This window comes from Chelatococcus sp. YT9 (assembly GCF_018398315.1).
Taxonomy (GTDB): domain Bacteria; phylum Pseudomonadota; class Alphaproteobacteria; order Rhizobiales; family Beijerinckiaceae; genus Chelatococcus.
The window spans coordinates 278,565-298,313 of record NZ_JAHBRW010000002.1; the positions used below are offsets into that span (position 1 = coordinate 278,565).

Below are 19,749 nucleotides of genomic sequence, written 5' to 3' on the forward strand. Positions count from 1 at the left end.
CAAGGACCCCGCGAGAGTAAGCCGTTAACCTGAGCTATATTTTGCTGGTCATCGTTGCTTGGCTCGGGTAGCATTCCACCATTCTGCATGGACATTGGATCGGGGTTTTTGTCGATCATGCCCGTTCGCAAGACTGAAAGCCGTATTCCTGAGAATTATCAGGCTTCCGATCTGGGCCAAGCTAATCTTTCGGCCGACGGAGGCTCCGCCGTTGTGTCCTACATCACATCGCCTCTGGTTGTTGGAAGACGGAATACTTTCATCGTCTTCATCACTGATGCGGCTTTAGCGGCATCTGTGCAGTCATTCGAATGGTCGTTCGTGGAGAGCGATGGCGCACCTACGGTCGAAACCACGGCGGCTGGCGAGATCAGCTATAGTCCGGGCGTAACGGGACGCCTCTCAACAACGGTGCGGTGCCTTGACGGGGGCGGATCCGCGCTCGCTGCGCTCACCCTCAATCAGTCGGTTGTTGCCGCTCACGCCGGGCTGGAGGCGATGATTGTGGCTGGCGCTGACGAGCCCGGCCCTTCCGCAGCGAACCCGGATGTGTCACGTGAACTCGTGAACGACTACAATATCTACTACCAGAACGTGGTCCCACGCTCAGGGGCCGTGGATGACGGCTTTCGGCGGTTGGTATTTACCATGCTCATGGAAAGCGCATTGCAGCGCAATGTAGGGCGCCGTCAGGCCGATCTCTCAGAAGTGGCCGCCGTCCTCAATGCCGGCTCAGCCGGCTTTGCCACCCTGGCGGGCAGAGGACTGGGCATTGCGGGGTTGCGCCCTGCGCTCCTCGCGATGATCGTCGGCCCCCACCTGCCCTGGACGGAACTGCCGACCGTCGGACCAGCTCATACGCTGGCCGAGGAGGAACTGCGTCATAAAACGGCCGCGCTACCGGAGACCGCGCGCATCGACCTTTTCAACCTCGCCCGTTTTCCAAAGAGCAGCATCACCCAATGTGGAAGGGTGATCGAGACCCTGCGCGACCGCTATTTCAATGGCATCGACTTCGACGCGGTCCTGCGCGAGTTGTCCGGCACGCGGGCCCACTGGATCAACAGACATTACAGGGAAGGCCCCTTGACGCGCGCGTGACATTCAACCCCGCCGATCCGTGCGGGCTGGAGGATCGGGAATGGGGAGGACCAGCAAGCGATCGCAAACGGCCGGCCATGAGGCCATCCGTACGCTTGCGCCGAACACAGCCCCGGGGGAGCCCGGGCCAGATCCCGGGGGCGGGCCAGCCTCGACATTTCCCTTGCCGCCAGCTTTGGAGACCGCCGCGCAAAACTTCCGGCAGCTTTTCACGGACAACGGCTCGGAATACCATCTGCTAGGCGGCCAGTTCGCCCTTGTACGCGCCATGCGCGCCGCTCTGAAAACGAAGATCTACGACATCAACGATATCGCATTGCGCGAAGCGCTGCTTGCCTTGACCGAGGACGACGGCTGGAGTGATCTTGTCGATGCGCTGCGCTCAACGGGCAGTATTCACAACCACAAGCCCTACCGAGATGGCCTGCCTGCTGGCCACCCCGATAAGGCAAAGCCTTACGGTGTGCTGAGATCCGGCTCGAGGGTCAACGGCACAGCGGCCTATACGTCGGCCACAGCATCCGCACGCGATAAAATGAATGCCGCGCAAGTCTCCCTGGCCGATAAGGCAGTAGCCACCGCCGTGCTCAGCGACAACACAGCAAGCGGCGAGTGGGCCTACGGGCGGGTCAATCAGTGGCTCGGCCAACCTAAGCTCGCGCCTGCCACCTTCGACAAGGTTTCCTTACCACGGCAATGCGCCCTTTTTCTCGATTCGACCGTGATGTGCGGCTCTGCCTCACAGTTCACAGCCAAACAACTTTTCAGAACCCGCAATGTCGACACACAATCACTGCCGGCTTTCTCCCCCGTCACCCTGACGAGCTTGAATGCTAAAGATAGCCGCTCGACAGACACGAACCTCATTCTGAACTACACACCCAATACGTTACAGAGCACGGTTGCCAAGGCTACGGCGCTTCTGTCCGCCGGCGGCTATCTGGTCGCTGGCTGCCTAAGCGGCAGAAAACACGAGGACGATCACCCCCCGATCGAGCACTACATTCTCCTCTTTGCCGTCGCAGATAATATGTTCCTTTTTTGGGATCCCGACGTATCCGTCACGAATATTGCTGAGCTAACTAGTAAGATCGGGCCGGCTGTCGGCGTAATGATCTACGACAATGCAGATTCCACTCGACCAAAACTATCGACCGGACTCAATTTCAGCGATTTGTCTGATATTGACATCAACGGGCATCACACCAACCACCGCAAAAGACACCGCTATCAGGTCATGACCTTGGCAAAGCCATAAGCCAAACCGGAATAGGCTCCGCATCATGTCCCAGAACGCCCTCGCCTCCCTCATCTGCGACATCGCGGTGGCGTTCGGATCGGTCGCCGACATCGATACGCCGGAACGAGCGGCCGCCCTCTTTGCCAAGCTCGGCTATGCCGTGCCGGGGGCCACCGCCGTGGGCGCGCTCTCCCGTCTTAAGAGTGCGGTGGCCGGGCTTGGCGGAAGTGTGCGGGCGTCGGCCAGCATCGAGACCGACAATGGCAAGCTTGCCGCCAATATCGATCTGCTGGCGCGGCTCGCCGCCGTCTCCGATGCCATGCGCCAGCTTCAATCCGCCCTTCAGGGCGCCGGTGTCCCCAACCTCGGCGAGCTCGTGCCACGGCTGACGGACCATCTCCTGCTCGACCATATCGATCGCGCGCTGCCGCAACTGCACGAGGGGTTGCTGCTGTTCGGGCTGATCGATTGCAACGAGGAACCGGCGGCTGGCCAGCCCATGCGGCGCATCAACTGGCGACGCCTTGGCGCCTTGCTCACCGCACCCGGCGAGATCGCCCGGGATGTCTATCGTTTCGACACCAACCTCGATATCGACCTGCTCCTTGGACGCTTGGAGGCGCTGATGCGCGCTTCCGGCATGCCGGGCGGGCGCTATCCGCAATCGGCTGCGACCAAGGCGGCTTTGGGCAACGCCGGCACCGGACTGCCCGAACTGCGTTTCCCCTTCTTCCAGAAAGGCTTTACGCCCGAGACCTACAGCCAGTTCGGCATCACCATTTCGCCGGCCGAGGCCATCGGCGGCAAGCGCCGGGGCGTGGCGCTCCTCCCCTATATCAGGGGCGGCAACAGCTTCCAGTTCAATGTCTGCGACCGGGGTGAGCTCGTCTTTTCGTCCACAGCCGACATTCGCAAGGTCGGCTTTACCGTGCGGCCTCCCTTCACGGCTGAAGGGCTTTTCGATCTCACCGGCGCCTTCGGCGCCAGTATCGCAATTCGCGAGAAGAAGGCCCGTGCTGAGGAAGTCACCCTCATCGGCTCACCCGGCGGCACGCGCCTCTCCATTCAGGGCCTCGGCTTCAATGTCTTTGCCGGCACACCGCAAGGCAAGCTTGACCTCGGCGTCGAAGCCGAGATTGGAGCCTTTCGTTTCGTCATCGATGCCGGCGAGGCAGACGGCTTTCTGCAGAAGGTCCTCTCCGGCCGGCATGTGGAAGCGGAAACAGACCTCGCCTTCGGCATGGCGCTCCTCTCGGGCTTCACCTTCCGCGGTGGCGGCAAGCTCGCGCTGGAGCTCAGCACCCATATCTATCTCGGCCCGGCCAAGCTCGATGGCATCCGGCTCGGGCTCGGCCCGAGCAGCGACCGCTTCAGCCTCGATACGGGCGCGCTGCTGAAGTTCGACCTCGGGCCGCTCAAGGCGGTGGTCGAGGACATCGGCCTTTCGACCAGTCTCGATTTCCGGCCGGGCAATCTCGGTCCCGCGCATCTCAGCGTCGGCTTCAAGCCGCCGAAGGGCGTGGGACTCTCCGTGGATGCGGGCATCGTCACCGGCGGCGGCTATCTCAGCCTCGATCCCGAACGGGGCGAATATGCCGGCGCCATCGAGCTCAGCTTCAGCGGCATCGTCGCGCTCAAGGCCTTCGGGCTCATCTCGACCAGGATGCCCGATGGCTCCAAGGGCTTTTCGCTCGTCATCATCATCTCGGTCGAGTTCGGTACGGGCATCCAGCTCGGCTTCGGCTTCACGCTGCTGGCGGTTGGCGGCCTTATCGGCCTCAACCGGACGATGAATCTCGAAGCGCTGATGGACGGCGTGCGCACCGGCTCCATTGAATCCATCATGTTCCCGCGGGACGTGGTCGCGAACGCACCGAAGATCATCAGCGATCTCAGGACGTTGTTCCCGGCGCAGGAAGGCACCTTCCTCATCGGGCCGATGGCCAAGCTCGGCTGGGGTACGCCGACGCTGGTCAGCGTCTCGCTCGGGATCATCATCGAGATCCCGGGCAACATCGCCATCATCGGGGTCCTGAAGGTGGCGATCCCGGCCGAGGATGCACCGCTTATCATCCTTCAGGTCAATTTCGCCGGCGCCATCGAATTCGACAAGCAACGCATCTATTTCTTCGCCTCGCTGTTTGAATCCCGGGTCGTCTTCCTCACCATCGACGGCGAGATGGGATTGCTCGTGGCCTTTGGCGACGACGCGAATTTCGTCGTCAGCGTCGGTGGTTTCCACCCCCGTTTCGCGCCGCCGCCCCTGCCCTTCCCAAGCCCAAGGCGCATCAGCGTCAGCCTCCTCAGCACACCGTTGTCCCGAGTAAGGATCGAGGGCTATTTCGCCGTCACAGCCAATTCCGTGCAATTCGGGGCGCGGGTCGAGGTCTATTTCGGCTTCAGCGCCCTCAACGTCAAAGGCCATCTCGCCTTCGACGCGCTGTTCCAGTTCTCGCCCTTCCGCTTCATCATCGAGATCTCCGCCTCGCTGTCGGCGAATGTCTTCGGCGCGGGGCTGTTTTCGGTGCGTGTCCGGGGCGAGCTGCAAGGCCCCGCGAAATGGCGCATCAGGGGTCAAGGCTCGATCTCTTTGCTCTTCTGGGATGTCGATGTGGACATCAACGAGAGCTGGGGCGAGAGCGCCGACACCCTGCTGCCGCCGATCGCGGTACTGCCGCTGCTCGCCGGCGAATATGCTAAGATGGAGAACTGGCGGGCAATCCTGCCCGCAGGGAACGGGCTCTTCGTCACGCTGCGCAAGATGCCGGCCGAGGAAGCAGCGCTTGTCCTTCATCCCGTCGGCCACCTGGCGATCAGCCAGCGCGCCGTGCCGCTCGCCATCAAGCTCGACAAGATTGGCAATCAGGCGCCCAGTGACGTCAACCGGCTGACGATCGATGTCGCCGGCGGCGGGCTCGCCAAGCGCGACGACGCCTTCGAGCCCTTCGCGCCGGCGCAGTTCCAGAATTTCTCAGATGCCGACAAGCTGTCGCGGCCAGCCTTCGCGCCGGAGAAATCCGGTTTGCATCTGTCCGCAGCAGGCGCCGATCTGCGGACGAGCCGCATGGTCAAACGCATCGTGCGTTACGAAGAGATCATCATCGACAACAACTTCAAGCGCTTTACGCGGCGCTTCTTCCTCTTCGCCGGCACGCTGTTCAATTTCTTCCTCAACGGCGCGGCGATCACCCATTGCGCGCTCTCGAAGGCCGCCAAGAAGCAGCTCGATCCGTTCGAGGACAAGATCACGGTGATGCCTGAGACCTTTACCGTGGCTTTCCAGGCGACCAACAAGGCCTTCGCCGCCAATGCCGGCGCCTTCCGCAGCGAGGCGAGCGCCCGCCAGTTCATGAATGACGTCGTCGCGAACGATCCCACACTGATGGACGCCGTCCACGTCATTCCAAGCTACGAGCGGGCGGCATGAAGGGGCGCGCGGGCGTAATGGCCAGAGCGATGGCGGGGGTGACGGAATGAGCGTGATCGGCACCTACTCCTTCCTGCCATGGCTGCGCCAGGGGCTCGCCAACCAGATCGCGACAGCCGATTTCGATCCGTCTGTCAAAGTCAGGGCCTCGGTGAGCATCGACCTAGCGCTGACTGGCGACAAGCTCGGCGGTGGCACGGCAACCGAGACTGTGAGCCGTCCCATGGCGCTGTTTGGCCCCGGCGATATCGTGGGCATCGACAAGCGCGCCATCGTGCGTGTCGAGCCGCGCGACTGGGTCACGAATTTCGAGCCCAACTATCTGCCGGCCATCGAATTCTACGACGAGGATTTTCCGTGGCGCTACACACCGGCGGCGCCCGATCTCGGCCGGGGGCGGCTGCGTCCCTGGCTTGCCCTCGTCGTCCTCGCGGAAGGCGAGTTCAAGGACGGCAAGGCAGGGCTCGACCGGCCGTTACCTTATGTCGACGTCGACAATCTCGCCGCCTTTCCCCGCGCCGACGAGCTGTGGGCCTGGGCCCATGTCCATGTCAACCGCAGCCTCGCGGCAGGCGACAGCGAGTTCGTCTCGACGGATGTGAACGCGGTCCTGTCGAAGTTCGGCGCCGTCCTCGCTGAAAACCCGGATCTTGCGTATTCGCGGATCATCTCGCCGCGCAAGCTGGCGGAGAACACCGCCTACCACGCCTTTCTCGTGCCGACCTTCGAGACGGGGCGTCGCGCCGGCCTCAAGATCGAGATCGGCGACGATGTTCCCGCGACCTTGTCCGCCTGGGACGCAGGCACCCGGCCGGAGCCGCAGAGCTTTCCCTATTATCACCGCTGGTTCTTCCACACGGGCGCGCGCGGCGATTTCGAGATGCTCGTCCGCCTGCTCAAGCCGAAGCCGGTCGATCCGCGCGTCGGCACGCGCGAGATGGACGTTCAATATCCGGGCGCTAATGTCTCGGGGCTCGACAAGCCGGAGCTGGGCGGCATCCTCAAGCTAGGTGGCGCGCTTCGCCCCCCGGCGAAGGTGCCGGCCACGCCACCGGACATGTTCGAGACCTGGGACGATCCCTTTCCGAGGCCGCTGCAGGAGGATCTCGCCCGGCTTCTCAACCTGCCTGACGACTACCAGCGCGCAGGCGACCCCGACCCGATCATCGCGCCACCTCTCTACGGAACCTGGCATGCCCTGACGAAGCGGGTGCTGAAGGAGGCCGACGGCACGCCGGCAGCGAACTGGGACAACTGGGTGCACCGGCTCAATCTCGATCCGCGCTTTCGCGTGCCGGCGGGTTTCGGCACCCGCATCATCCAGGATAACCAGGAAAAATACATGGATGCGGCCTGGGAGCAGATCGGCAACGTGCTTGAGGCGCAGCGCCGGATCCGCTTCGGCCAATTCGCAGTGAAGGTCAGCGAGATCTGGTACGACCGCCATCTGCTGCCACTCGTCGGTGTCAGCCGGCAAAAGGCCCTCCTGCTCATGGCGCCGCTGAACAAGCGTATCCTCACCGGGGCGTTCACCATCCACCACGCGCAGGCGACGAGCCTGCTGCAGCCGGTCATGACATCGGCGCCCTTGCGGCGCATCATCCGGGCGCGCGGGCGGCTGATCAGCGCCCTTCCCTTCGACGCCGCGCGCCCGCCCGACCAGCTCATCGATCGTGTCAACAAAGGCGAGGTCAGCGCAGCACCTCCCAAACAGACGCCGCCCGGCCTCTTCACCGCCGATCAGGCGGCGGACGCGCTCGTGCCGGCTGCCGCGCCGCCCTGGGTGGTGGATTGGCTGAAGCGCCTGCCGCCTCTGCCATGGCTCGTCATTCTCGTCGCCATTCTCATCGCTCTCCTCTGCCTCCTGGTGCTGTCACCGACCATCGGGGTCCTCCTGGCGGCGCTCGTCATCGCTGGCGCGGTCTATCTCAGACGGTGGCTCAACCAATGGGCTCCGTCGGTCGCCGCGTCAGAGGCCTTGAAGGAGGACAACCAGACGCCAGCGGCCGTCGATGCCATGCCGGGAGCCGGCGGCTTCGTCATTACCGAGCCAGGCTCCGGATTCCTGCCCGGTCGCGGCCCGGACAGTCAGGAGGCCATGCGCTTCAAGACCGCCCTGAAGGAGGGCTTCGCGCTCGTCCAGGCGAGCGCCGCCGCCGGCGCGGCCCCGGTCCGGCGGCCGCTCGATCTCGACGACCTCACCGCGACAGCCGTCAAGGCGATCAATCCCACGCACACGATCCCGCGCCGGATCCGCGCCGACCTCTTCGTTCCACCGCGTCTCATCGCCGAGATCGGGGAAGCCTTCGTCGAGCCCATGGCCTACCCCGTCATCGATCAGCCGATGTACGAGCCGCTGACGGCGCGCTCCTCGGAGCTTTTCCTGCCGAACATCAATCTCATCGCAAATAATTCAATCACGCTGCTCGAGACCAACCAGCGTTTCATCGAATCCTATATGGTCGGCCTCAACCATGAATTCGCGCGCGAACTCCTGTGGAGAGAATATCCGACCGATCAGCGCGGCTCGATATTTCGCCAATTCTGGGACGTGCGCTCGTTCTTCAACAGGGACAATCTCGATGACGAGGCGCTGAAGGAAAAGCTCCGCGACATCAAGCCCCTCCACACATGGAGCCGGACGTCCACACTCGGCAGCCACGACAACCGCGAAGCCGTCGCCGGCGCGACGGAAGAAGAGCTGGTGCTCGTCATTCGGGGGGAATTGCTGAAGCGTTATCCAACCGCCGTCATCTATGCCCATCGCGCCGTCTGGCAACGCAAGGACGACGGCACCGAGGCCGACAAGGCCCGTGAGCCGTGGGATCGCCATGGCCCGATCGACAATCTCAAGGAGCGGCGCCTCGCGCCTCTGACCGCCGCCGAGGAGGCCAATCCGCCGAAGTCCAAGGTCTTGACGCCGCTCTACCAGGCACGCGTCGAGCCCGACATCTATTTCTTCGGCTTCGACCTAACCGTGGACAAGGCAAAAGGGGGCACGGGTGCCCATCCCGACGACGATCCCGGCTGGTTCTTCGTCATCAAGGAGCGCCCCGGTGAACCCCGCTTCGGCCTCGACATCGAGAAGCAGCCGAAACTGAATGTCTGGAACGATCTCGCCTGGGACGACGTGCAGCCCAATGCGCCGGGCAGCCATATCGAGATCGCGACCGCGCCCACCGCGTTCACGCTCGTGACGCCGACCGGCACCGACAGCGAGAAGGCCGTGCAGTTCGCCGACGACAAGAAGATCGCCTGGACCCGCAATATGAGTTCCGCAGAGCTCGCCTACATCCTCTTCCAGGCCCCTGTGCTCGTCGGCGTCCACGCCAGCGAAATGCTTCCAAAATGAGAGGGCGCCATGGCTGATTTCAATGATCTGCGCGTCGCGCTCAACACGACACGATCGGCGCTCGACGGTCTTCAGGGTGAGATCGCGGCGCTCAGGGCGCGCCTAAAACGCCTCGAGGACGAGGACGCCGCGGCTGCCCGCCGCTTCAATCGCCACGATGAAGCCGACGTCGCGGCACGGGAGCGCCGCGCGGCGGACAGGCGCCGTCTCACATCCAGGCTCGCTGATCTGCGCACGCGCGAGAAGGCGGCCCTGACGGACGAAATCCGCATCCGCACTGATTTCGCCGATTTTACAGATCCGCGCGGGGGGATTTCCAACCTCAGCGACGCGACGCCGATCCTCATGATGCCTATCCGGCTTGAGACACGTTTCAAGCCTGCCCGGGAAACCGGCGCAAGCAGCGATGAACTGTGGCTGCGCATCTATCCCGATGATTGCTTCATCACCACCTTCGATCCGGCGCTGACCGCGGCGGAAGCGGCGGATGCGAGGAGCTATTGGGCGGGCATCTGGTCGGCCGGCGGCCATGAGGGTGAGGAACGCGCCGCCTGGCGGGCCATCGCCACCGCCCATGGCGCGGGACGGGCCGGCTGGATCGTCGATCAGTTCCCTGAGATAGCCGCCTCGGCACGGCCGACCAAGCCAAGACCGCAGGACGTTATCCTGACCATCGTCACCGAGACGCCCCTGCCCGCCGCCGAGGCGACGGCACTCGTCACATTCTGGCAGGCGGCGTGGCGCGCGCAGGGCGACGCGACCGCGTTGGCGGCGGCCCGGGCCGCACTCGCGGCAGCCGTCGGCCCGGACCGGGCAGCGGCGCTGGCGGCGGAAACCCTGCCCGCCAATTTTGCCGTCGCGCCGGCGGCGGGCAGCGATCCGACGAGCCTCAATGTGGCCGTTGCCTTCCTCGTTTTTCCACCCGTCGAGACCAAGGAGAGCGCCTGGGCGCGCGCGCCGAAGATGACGATCCTGCCGGATCGCTTCATCTTCATCGGCTATCGCGGCAACGCGGCTCCGCGCATCGTCCTCGGCAACCCCGTACCGGCGACGCTCTTCGTGGGACCGGATCCGCAGGCCGATGCGGCGAGCCAGATCCGGCATGACGACGACGGCGATATCGTGATGCCGGACGAACTCAAATGGATGACGGACTTCCCGCAGGCCGTCGAGAACGGCATGGGCTTGCGGATCATGCTCGATCCGGACGAGGCCAAGGGCGGCTTCGACCGGGTGCTCGTCGTCGGCCTGCGCCTGAGTGCCGACGCGACAGAAGGGGCCGCCCAATTCGCCGCGCTGCTACGCAGCCACGCTTGCGGCCGGACAGGCCTTGCCGTTTTGCCGCAAGGCACGCCCACCAACAACACCGAGACGGTTTCGTCCGGTCACGCCCGCCTTGACGATCCAGATGCAGCCTTCGACGACCGCAAGGCGGCCCTTTTCATTCCCGATGCCGACTGGCTCGACAAGCGCGACGGCGAATGGCTGGCGGACTATCTCGGCATCGACGCGCAAGTCTTCGCGCATGTGCACGGTGCCGGCGCGACCGACCAGATTGCCGCGCGCGCCATGAACACCGCGCTCTGGCCGGCCACCTTGGGCTACTGGATGGAAAGCCTGATGTCGCCGGCCTTTCCGCGTCGGGTGATCGAACAGACGCGCGGCTTCTTCAATCGCTATGTCATCGCCGGTGGCGCCGTACCGGCGCTGCGCATCGGTTCCCAGCCTTACGGCATCCTGCCGGCGACCGCCTTCTCGCGCATGGCATGGCTCGAAGCCCGCGAGCGCCCACTCCTGCGCGGTGAGGAACCGACACTCGCCTTCCTGCGGGAGCTGCGGCGGATCATCGCCGCCTTCGAGACGGACTGGCGCGCTATGGGCGCCGGTCTCGCCCATATCGGCAAGGCGGGCGACCCGCACCAGATCCTGCTCGATATCGTCGGGCTCCACTCCGGCTCGGTGGAATGGTCGCAGCGCTATGCCGAAAGCCTGAAGACGGTCTTCAACCGTCTCAATCTGCTCGGCCTCGGCGGGCTCATGGAGCAGATCAACATCAGCGTGCGACAGGCGGCCGCCCGCCAGATCCTGGCCAATCTCGGCTACGCCGGCGAGGAGGAGCCGGAGATCTTCGACAAGCTCTTCTCAGGCCGCCACAACCTCCTTAAGGGCGGCGTTGTGGATGACGTCCCCCTCTCGGAGACGGCTCCCATCCGCCCCTCGACGGTAGACGGCCGGAACTATATCGAATGGTTGGGCACGGCTTCCGGCACCTCGCTCAACGCGCTTTATGCCCAGGACGGCTTCCTCGACGACAAGCCGCCCAAAGCCCTGCTCTATCTCATGCTCCGCCATGCCTTGCAGCTCGGCTACCACGATGTCGGCGTCCGCCTCTATGAGAACGCCGCGCTGATGACACCGGCCGCCGCCACCCTCGCGCGGCAGGACAGTCCCTTTCTCCATATCCAGGCGGCGAACACGCTCAGCGAGAGCCGCTACCAGATTCTCTACAACGCCGACGTCGCGATCACCGGCTCGGCGACCCAGACGGTCTCCGATTTCATCACGGCGCAGTTGCCGACCTTGACCCTCGCTTTCCATCTGCGGGACCAGCGCGCCGCGCTTGAGCGCCTGAAAGCGGAACCCACCGCGCGCCTCGAGCGGGTTTTCGCCGATCATATCGACTGCCTGAGCTACCGGCCGGATGCTTGGCTGCTCGGCCTCGTCACCTACCAGCTCACGCGCATGCGCAATATCATCGATGGTGAGGATCGCGAGCCGAGACGGGGTCTTTATCTCGGCGCCTATGGCTGGCTGGAGGACTTGAGGCCCGAGAACCGGCGTCTGACGCCGGTCAGGCTTGATAACCCCAAGCTCGCCGCGGATTTCGCCGATCCCGACGCGCCGCCGCTGATGCGCGACGATACCAACCAGGGCTATGTCCACGCGCCCTCGCTCAATCACGCCGTCGCCGCCGCGGTGCTACGCAACGGCTATATCACCAACGCGGGCAAGCCGAACGGCGAGACCATGGCGGTCAACCTCTCCTCGGAGCGCGTGCGCACCGCGCTTGCCCTGCTGGAAGGCGTACGGGCGGGCCAGGGCCTCGGCGATCTTCTCGGCTACCAGTTCGAGCGGGGGTTGCACGACCGCCATGGGCCCATCGAGGTCGATAAGTTCATCTATAAATTGCGCAAGGCCTTCCCGATCCGGGCCGACCGCATGGCCTCCACCCGCACCGAGGAGGGCGTGCCCATCGAGGCGATTGAGGCGCGTAACGTCATCGATGGCCTCGCCCTGGTCAATCACATGAAAGCGGGCGGCGCCTCGACCTACCCCTTCGGCAAGGCGAACCTGCCGCCTGCCACCGCCGCCGAGGCCGCCGCCATCAACGCGGAGGTGCAGGCCCTGGTCGAGGCCCATGACGCCGTCGCGGATCTTGCGCTCGCCGAGGGCGTCTACCAGGCCGTGCTCGGCAATTACGACCGGGTGGCCGCCACCTATGACGCCTACGCACGGGGCAACTTCCCGCCGGAGCCGGAGGTGGTGCGCACGCCGCTCGACGGCATCGGCCTGACCCATCGCGTCGGCCTGCATCTCGACGCGACCGCGAGCCCCACTGTCTCGCCGCTTGCCGGTGTCGCGATGACCCCGCGCGCCCAGGCCGAGCCCGCCCTGAACCGCTGGCTCGCAAGCGTCATGCCTCCGCCCGCAGAGGTCGGCTGCGTTGTTGCCTTCACCGAAGCTGCCACGGGCGAACAGCGGACACGGGAGGTCACGCTCGCCGATCTCGGCCTCCAGCCGAGCGACAGCCTCGCCCTCGTCGGCCATGAGAGCGAGCAGGCGATGGCCGAGATCGATGACCGAATCCTCCGCCATGTGATGGAGCACTTCGCGCCGAGACCTGACAAGCCGGTCACCATCCGCTACATGGAGACCGAGGCCGCCCCTATTTCGCTCTTCGCGCTTAGCCCGCTGCTCAAGGCCCTGCGGCAGCTCACAACCAAATCACGCGCCCTGAAGCCGAGCGATCTTACCCTGATGAACGAAGCCACCGTCGCCCAGGACGCCGCGCCCGTCATCGACAAGGCAAGGCTCGATCTGGTGCAGGCTGCAATGGCGACCTTGCACGGCGATCTCACGGCCTTCCAGGCCACGCTCAAGGCGCCGCTCGCCGATCTCGACAACCGCCGCGGGGAGATCCTCGACCACATCGACGATCACGTGACGGCGCTTGTGGCTCTCATGGGGCGGGCAGCGCTTTTCGCTGTTCCGCAAGCCGGCTGGGGGATGGCCTACGACTTCAAACGGCGCAGCTATGCCGCCGTACTCGCGCAATTCAGCGAGCGGGTCGCGCGCTGGGATGCCCAGCTGGCCATATTCGATGCCACCATCATCACCTATGGCACCCTGCCGGTGGATACGAGCGACGACGAGCGCTTCAGGCTGCTTGTCCAGGCGGAACAGGCGATTTCGGCCACGGCAACGGAGGTGCTGCCGCCGACGCCAGCCGCCTTCCTCGCGGACATCACGATGAAACGCACCGCCTTCGTCGCCAAGCAAGCGGCGCTCAGGAGCCTCGACGACACGACGGAGACGGGGCTCGTCGGCCTGCTCGCCGAAGCCGCCGCCCATCTGCCGACCGACGACTTCGATCCGCTGCCCTTCACCCTCGCGGAGCGCGAAGCCGAGATCATTCGCTTCGCCGAGGATGCGGCCCTGCTCATGGCCCGCATCGCGGCCGAGATCGAGCGCCGCCTTACCCTGTCCCAGAACCACTTTGATGCTCACGACGCGGCCGCGACGGCGACTGAAGCCGCGACCGCGTTGGAAAAGGCGGCAAAGGCCCTCCTTGGCGAGGATTTCCGCATCATCCCAACTTTCCGCCTCGGGGCGGGTCAGAGCAGCGAGATGGCGAACGCGCTGGCCGCCAGCCAGTCCGGCGATCTCTTTGCCTATCTGACCGCAGCACCGGACCCCGCGACGCCCGCCATCGCGCCCTTGCCCGTGGAGACCTGGCTCGCGGGAATTGCCCGGGTGCGCGACAAGCTGCGCGCCTTCGAGCAGATGACGACCTTTACCGGCGCCTTCGGCCTCGATGAGCCGGAGCTGACGCCCCTGCAACTCCCCTTCCTGCCGGATGACCGCTGGCTTGCCCTAGAATTCCCACCGGATCTTGCACTGGACAAGGACCGGCTGCTCTATAGCGCGGTCTTCGCCGCACCGTTCGACGGAACGGCAAGCCAATGCGGCCTGCTCCTCGACGAATGGACGGAGACCATCCCCGGCGCGAGCGCCACAACCGGGATTGCCTTTCATCACGACCGCCCGAATACGGAGGCGCCGCAGACCATGCTTCTCGTCACCCCCAGTGATTTCCGGGGCGCGTGGCAGTGGGACGACCTGGTCGACGCCCTCAACGAGACGCTCGACCTCGCCAAGCTGCGCGCGATCGAGCCCGCGCATATCGACGCCACGCCCTATGCGCCCTTCCTGCCGGCGACTGTGATGGCCGCCCAGGCGCGGCAACTGACCATCGCCGCCAACCTCGTGCTCAACAACAGCTTCAACCTTGTCCGGCGTTAAGGATCCGCGATGTCCGAGAAGCTCATCACGGCCAATCTGGCCTCGACGATCGCCACGCGCGCGCTGCCCGGCATCACCCAATGGAACCGACTCGAAGGCCGCCCGCGCACCGAGAATTTCGAACGTGCCCTGCGTGCCGAGGTCCGCGATCCCCTCTGGCTGCTAACCCGTCAATGGCAGATGGGCGAGTTCCGCGGTGACGACGCGGGATCGCCGATTTTTGCCCGGGCCCGCATCGAAACGACGCGGCTTACACGCTATCGCGCCGCCGACGGCCCGACCGAGGCCTTCGACACATCGCTGCCGCTGGAGGCGCGCGTTGAGCCGCTGCCTGTCGCGCTTGCCCTCGGTGACCACGACATCGCCCTCGATATCCGGCTGATGATGGGGCGTTACTGGCTGAAGCTGATCAAGGCTTTGCCCCAGGCTGCCCGCGACCAGTATATCGCGGCCTATCCCATCCATGCTCCCGACCCAAATGACGCGGCGGATGCGCCGACGCTCGCTCATGCGGAGGTCTGGGCACAATTCGCCGCCGTGGCCGGCCGGGCGATGGATGGAGCCAAGCTCCATGCCTACTTGAAGGCCGATCCCGCGCACCGCGCCTCCGACGGCATCGCCGCCCTTGCCGGCGGGGAGGCACAAGCCGACGTGCAGGGCGTGCATTTCCTCGCCTGGTTCGAGAAACTCCTGCACCAACCTCCCAAGGGTTCCGCCTTCATTCCGGAACGGCTCGAATATCAGTTCAGCTGCGCCACGCCCGCCGGCGACGGTGCGGAGAAGGTCTATGTCGCGGACCAATATTTCCAGGGGCATCTCGACTGGTACAATTTCGACAGCGATCCCACGCAAACGACGCTTGGTGGAGAGACCGCAACTGGCGGAGCAACGGCCGCCGGAGAGGAACCGCCACAGGCGGCTGTTGAGCCGCCCGAGGTCACGACGCTGACGACACTGCCGGCGCAGGCGACCTTCAACGGCATGCCCAACACACGCTGGTGGGCCTTCGAGGACGGCCGCACCAATTTCGGCGACATCAAGCCCGACACCACGGACCTCGCCAAGCTTCTCCTGATCGAGTTCGGCCTCATCTATGCCAATGACTGGTTCGTCGTGCCCTTCATCGTGCCGGCCGGCGCGATCGCAACGATCAAGGGCCTCGCCGTCACCAATGTCTTCGGCGAGCGTATCTGGATCGAGGCTGCGGGTCGCGGCAGCGACGATGACTGGCAGCGCTGGGCCCTGTTTCTCACGAGCGTCAAGGGGCAAGGCCACCAGGAGGCGGATCTGAGCCTCATGATCCCCCCCGCCGCGCAGAAGACCCTGGAGGCAGCCCCTCTTGAAGAGGTGGTCTTCGTCCGTGACGAGATGGCGAACATGGTTTGGGGACTGGAGCAGACCGTGCCCCTGCCGACCGGCATGCCGAAGCCTGGCGCGGCCGCCGCCCGCGAAACGCGGCTCTTCTTCGAAAAGGACGTGGAACGGCGCCTCGGTGCGCCACCGCAACCGCCACCCGCGGCGACTGGCGCCAGGATCCGCTACAAGGTCATGAGCACCATGCCGGAAAATTGGATCCCCATGATCCCGGTGCATGTGCCCGGCGACAATCGCGAGGTTCAGCTCCAGCGCGCGGCCATGCTGCGCGTTATCGAAGGCGACCCCGCCCCACCAGCCAGCGTACGGCCGCGCAGCGCGCTGTTGCGCCACGGCCTCGACGAAACGCCACCGCAGCCATATTTCCTGCACGAGGAGGAAGTGCCGCGCGCCGGCGTGCGCGTGACCAAGAGCTTCCAACGCACGCGCTGGCGCGACGGCCGTGTGTGGCTGTGGCTAGGGCTCCGCAAGCAGACCGGCCGCGGCGGAGGCTCGAGTGGCCTGTCCTTTGACCGTATCGTCGATCTGCCGTGACCTGCGCGGCAACGCTTACTTCCACGGATCCCGCATGGATGAACGCCATGGCCTCATCGGAGAGCGTGGTCATAGTCGCAGGATAGCCGTGGGTCTGCTCGCCCGCTGCAATGACTGAACCTTACGGGGTTCCGGTGGTTTCGCCGGCCGGGCGATTGGACAGGCCAATTTTCCTTTCCGCAGCTCTAATCCTCGAAAAGCCGCTTGACGCCGCTCGCTCCCGCCCATATTGTCCTGACCAATAGATCTTTCCAGGAAATGGCATGACCAATCCCGCGTCCAGGACGACGCCAACCCTCTCGATTGTGCGAAGCAAGCGTGTCTACGAGCAGATCGCCGAACAAATCGGCGAAATGATCCGGTCCGAACACTACCGCGCGGGTGAACGCATTCCGCCGGAGCGGGACCTTGCTAAGGCGCTCGGCGTCAGCCGCCCATCGGTCCGCGAGGCGATGATCGCGCTCGAGGCCGCGGGATTGATCGAGGTACGCGTTGGCGATGGCACCTACGTGCGGGAAAGCGCCGCCGCGGCCGGCGTTATGCCCTGGTCCGCCGGCGCGGATCCAGGACCCGGGCCGCTGGAGCAATTCCAGGCGCGCCGCCTGATCGAGACGGAAATGGCGGCACGCGCCGCCGTCAGCGCCACCGCAGGAGAAATCCAGGAGTTGGAGGCTCTGGTCGGAGAAATGGCTCGCGTCTATCCAACCCTTGATGATTTCGACGACAAGCTCGGCTTCCGCTTCCATACCGCACTCGCGCGCGCCGCGCGCAACGGCGTCCTCGCCAATGTCGTCGAGTATCTTTGGACCCTTCGCGACAGTGACATGTGGCGGCATCTTCGCCGACGGGTCGTCACGCCCGATAACCGGCGCCAGGTCGTGCTCGATCGTCAGGAGATCGTCGCTGGCATTGCCGAGCGCAATCCCGCTCGCGCGAAGGCGGCCATGATCGCGCTGCTCGATCGCGCCGAACGGCGTTATTTTGGCCTGGACGATGAATAGTTCTGCAACACCAAGGTATCACAGTATGTAACAACCACATTCGTGGCAATCGCACAGCACCGCCATTCATGGCTCAAGAAAAACGCGATGCCTGTCGAACAACGGAGAGGAACGAATAATGGGGCTCATTCGCATGACGCCGTCCCGGCGCACCCTTCTGCTCGGCAGCGCGGCAGCGGTCGCGCTGTTGTCGCCGCATGTGGCGGCCGCGCAGGAAACCTATAAGGAAGCGCCGGCGCTCGCGGCGCGCGTTGCCAAGGGTGACCTGCCACCCGTCGCCAAGCGGCTGCCGACCAACCCGCAGGTCATCAAGCCGAACAAGGAAATCGGCCGCTACGGTGGAACCTGGCGGGCAACGATGCTGGGCGCCTCGGACCATTGGTGGCTGATCAAGACGATCGCCTATGATGGTCTTATTCGCTACGATCTGGATACAAAGGGCTTCACCGGAAATCTCGCCGAAAGCTTCGAGGCGTCGCCCGACGGCAAGGAATTTACTTTCAAGCTGCGCGATGGACTCAAATGGTCCGATGGACAGCCCTTCACCTCGGCCGACATCCAGTTCTGGTACGACAGTGTCGCCAAGAACGCTCAGCTGACGCCGAGCTTGCCCTCCTGGTTGCGCACGGCAAGCGGCCCCGTGGAAATTACCTCTCCCGACGCGCGCACGGTCAAGTTCGTCTTCAAGGAGCCAAACGGCCTCTTCCTGCGCAACCTCGCGTCGAACTCGAACATTGGCGATAATCCACCGATTGAAGGTTTCCCCAAGCATTACCTCGCCAAACTCCACGCCGACCACAATCCAAATGCGGACGCGGAAGCTAAAGCCGCAGGCTTCTCCGGCTGGGTCGAGCGCTTCACAACGGTCACCGGCCCCTTGAGCCGCTGGCGCTTCACCGGCCTGCCCACCATGCAGGCCTGGGTTCTGACCGCGCCTTATGACGACAAGCGACGCGTGGCCGCCGAACGCAACCCCTACTACCACAAGGTCGACCCGAGCGGTCAGCAGCTACCTTATCTGGATGGCTATGATTTCCGCGTCGTCGACGATGCCGAGGCGATGGTCCTCCGCGCGACTGCCGGAGAAATCGACCTGCAGGACCGCACGCTCGCAAGCCTGCGCAACAAGTCGGTGCTCTTCGACAACCAGGACAAGGGCAAGTATCACTTCTTCGAAGTGCCGCAGCCGCATCACAATACGATGGTGCTGTTCCTGAACCACAACCATGCCAATCCGCAAAAGCGCGCGCTGATCCGCAACAAGGACTTCCGCATCGCGCTGAGCCATGCGATCAACCGCAAGGAAATCATCGATCTTGTCTATTACGGGCAGGGCGAGCCTTGGCAGGTCGCGCCGCGCAAGGGATCAGTCGGCTACGACGAAAAGGTCGCGAAGCAATATACGGAATACGACAAGGCAAAGGCCAACAAGATCCTCGACGAGTTGAAGCTCGACAAACGTGATTCAGCAGGCTTCCGCATCGGCCCGGATGGATCGCGCCTCAGCATCATCGTCGAAGCGCCGTCGGACTTCCGGCCCGACTGGATCGACGTGCTCGAGACGGTCAAGAAGCACTGGAAAGAGGTCGGTGTCGATCTGCAGATCAGGACACTCGGACGCGCGCTCATTCGCAACCGCGCGCTGGCCAATGAGCATGAGGCCTTTGTCTTCCTCGGCAACGGCGGCGAGGATATCGATCTCGTCATGCATCCCGACAACTTCCTGCCCTATGACCAGACCGGCTACCGCACTTTCGCGTTGTTGTGGTCCAACTGGTTCGCGGGAAAGCAGCCTTCCGAAGAACCTCCGGAAAACATCAAGAAGGCCTTTGAACTCTACCGGAAGGTCCAGTCATCGCCAGATCCAAAAGTACAGGGAGAGGCGATCAAGGAGATCGTCAAGATCAGCGGTGACGAATTCTTCAACATCGGCGTTTCGCTGGCGCCGCCCGGCTATGGGCTGATTGCCAATTCGATGCGGAACGTCCCCGATTCGATCACGGATATCGGCACGATACCCTATATCGGGGTCGTCAAACCGGAGCAGTTCTTCAAGGCGCAATAAGTCCGCGTCTGAACATCGGTTCCCGGCACGTCAAAATCGCGCGCCGGGGCTACCCGTCCCTCACGGGGAATA

The 19,749-nt window shown here is 64.3% G+C and carries 8 protein-coding genes; all 8 read left to right on the plus strand.

Annotated features, from left to right (window positions below; all coding sequences use genetic code 11):
* The first annotated feature begins 117 nt into the window (after positions 1 to 117).
* The gene (locus KIO76_RS21375; protein WP_213325615.1) at positions 118 to 1,101 is read left to right on the plus strand and encodes a hypothetical protein; all 984 of its coding nucleotides are present in this window, start codon (positions 118 to 120) and stop codon (positions 1,099 to 1,101) included.
* Positions 1,102 to 1,264: 163 nt separating this feature from the next.
* The gene (locus tag KIO76_RS21380) at positions 1,265 to 2,359 is read left to right on the plus strand and encodes a hypothetical protein (protein WP_213325616.1); all 1,095 of its coding nucleotides are present in this window, start codon (positions 1,265 to 1,267) and stop codon (positions 2,357 to 2,359) included.
* Positions 2,360 to 2,384: 25 nt separating this feature from the next.
* Entirely contained in the window at positions 2,385 to 5,768 is a 3,384-nt protein-coding gene (locus tag KIO76_RS21385; protein WP_213325617.1) for a DUF6603 domain-containing protein, read from the plus strand.
* Positions 5,769 to 5,814: 46 nt separating this feature from the next.
* On the plus strand, positions 5,815 to 9,120 hold the full coding sequence (locus tag KIO76_RS21390; RefSeq protein ID WP_213325618.1) for a hypothetical protein: 3,306 nt from the start codon (positions 5,815 to 5,817) through the stop codon (positions 9,118 to 9,120).
* A gap of 9 nt (positions 9,121 to 9,129) precedes the next feature.
* Entirely contained in the window at positions 9,130 to 14,703 is a 5,574-nt protein-coding gene (locus KIO76_RS21395) for a hypothetical protein (RefSeq protein ID WP_213325619.1), read from the plus strand.
* 9 nt (positions 14,704 to 14,712) lie between these two features.
* Entirely contained in the window at positions 14,713 to 16,611 is a 1,899-nt protein-coding gene (locus KIO76_RS21400) for a hypothetical protein (RefSeq protein WP_213325620.1), read from the plus strand.
* 263 nt (positions 16,612 to 16,874) lie between these two features.
* Entirely contained in the window at positions 16,875 to 17,612 is a 738-nt protein-coding gene (locus tag KIO76_RS21405) for a FadR/GntR family transcriptional regulator (protein ID WP_213325621.1), read from the plus strand.
* A gap of 118 nt (positions 17,613 to 17,730) precedes the next feature.
* Positions 17,731 to 19,677, plus strand: a complete 1,947-nt coding sequence (locus tag KIO76_RS21410; protein ID WP_213325622.1) for an ABC transporter substrate-binding protein — start codon at positions 17,731 to 17,733, stop codon at positions 19,675 to 19,677.
* The last annotated feature ends 72 nt before the right edge of the window (positions 19,678 to 19,749 follow it).

Excerpts from the sequence above, each read along its gene's own strand:
- KIO76_RS21385 (WP_213325617.1), top strand. The coding sequence starts at position 2,385 with ATGTCCCAGAACGCCCTCGCCTCCCTCATCTGCGACATCGCGGTGGCG.
- KIO76_RS21400 (WP_213325620.1), top strand. The coding sequence starts at position 14,713 with ATGTCCGAGAAGCTCATCACGGCCAATCTGGCCTCGACGATCGCCACG.
- KIO76_RS21410 (WP_213325622.1), top strand. The coding sequence starts at position 17,731 with ATGGGGCTCATTCGCATGACGCCGTCCCGGCGCACCCTTCTGCTCGGC.
- KIO76_RS21375 (WP_213325615.1), top strand. The coding sequence starts at position 118 with ATGCCCGTTCGCAAGACTGAAAGCCGTATTCCTGAGAATTATCAGGCT.
- KIO76_RS21390 (WP_213325618.1), top strand. The coding sequence starts at position 5,815 with ATGAGCGTGATCGGCACCTACTCCTTCCTGCCATGGCTGCGCCAGGGG.
- KIO76_RS21405 (WP_213325621.1), top strand. The coding sequence starts at position 16,875 with ATGACCAATCCCGCGTCCAGGACGACGCCAACCCTCTCGATTGTGCGA.
- KIO76_RS21395 (WP_213325619.1), top strand. The coding sequence starts at position 9,130 with ATGGCTGATTTCAATGATCTGCGCGTCGCGCTCAACACGACACGATCG.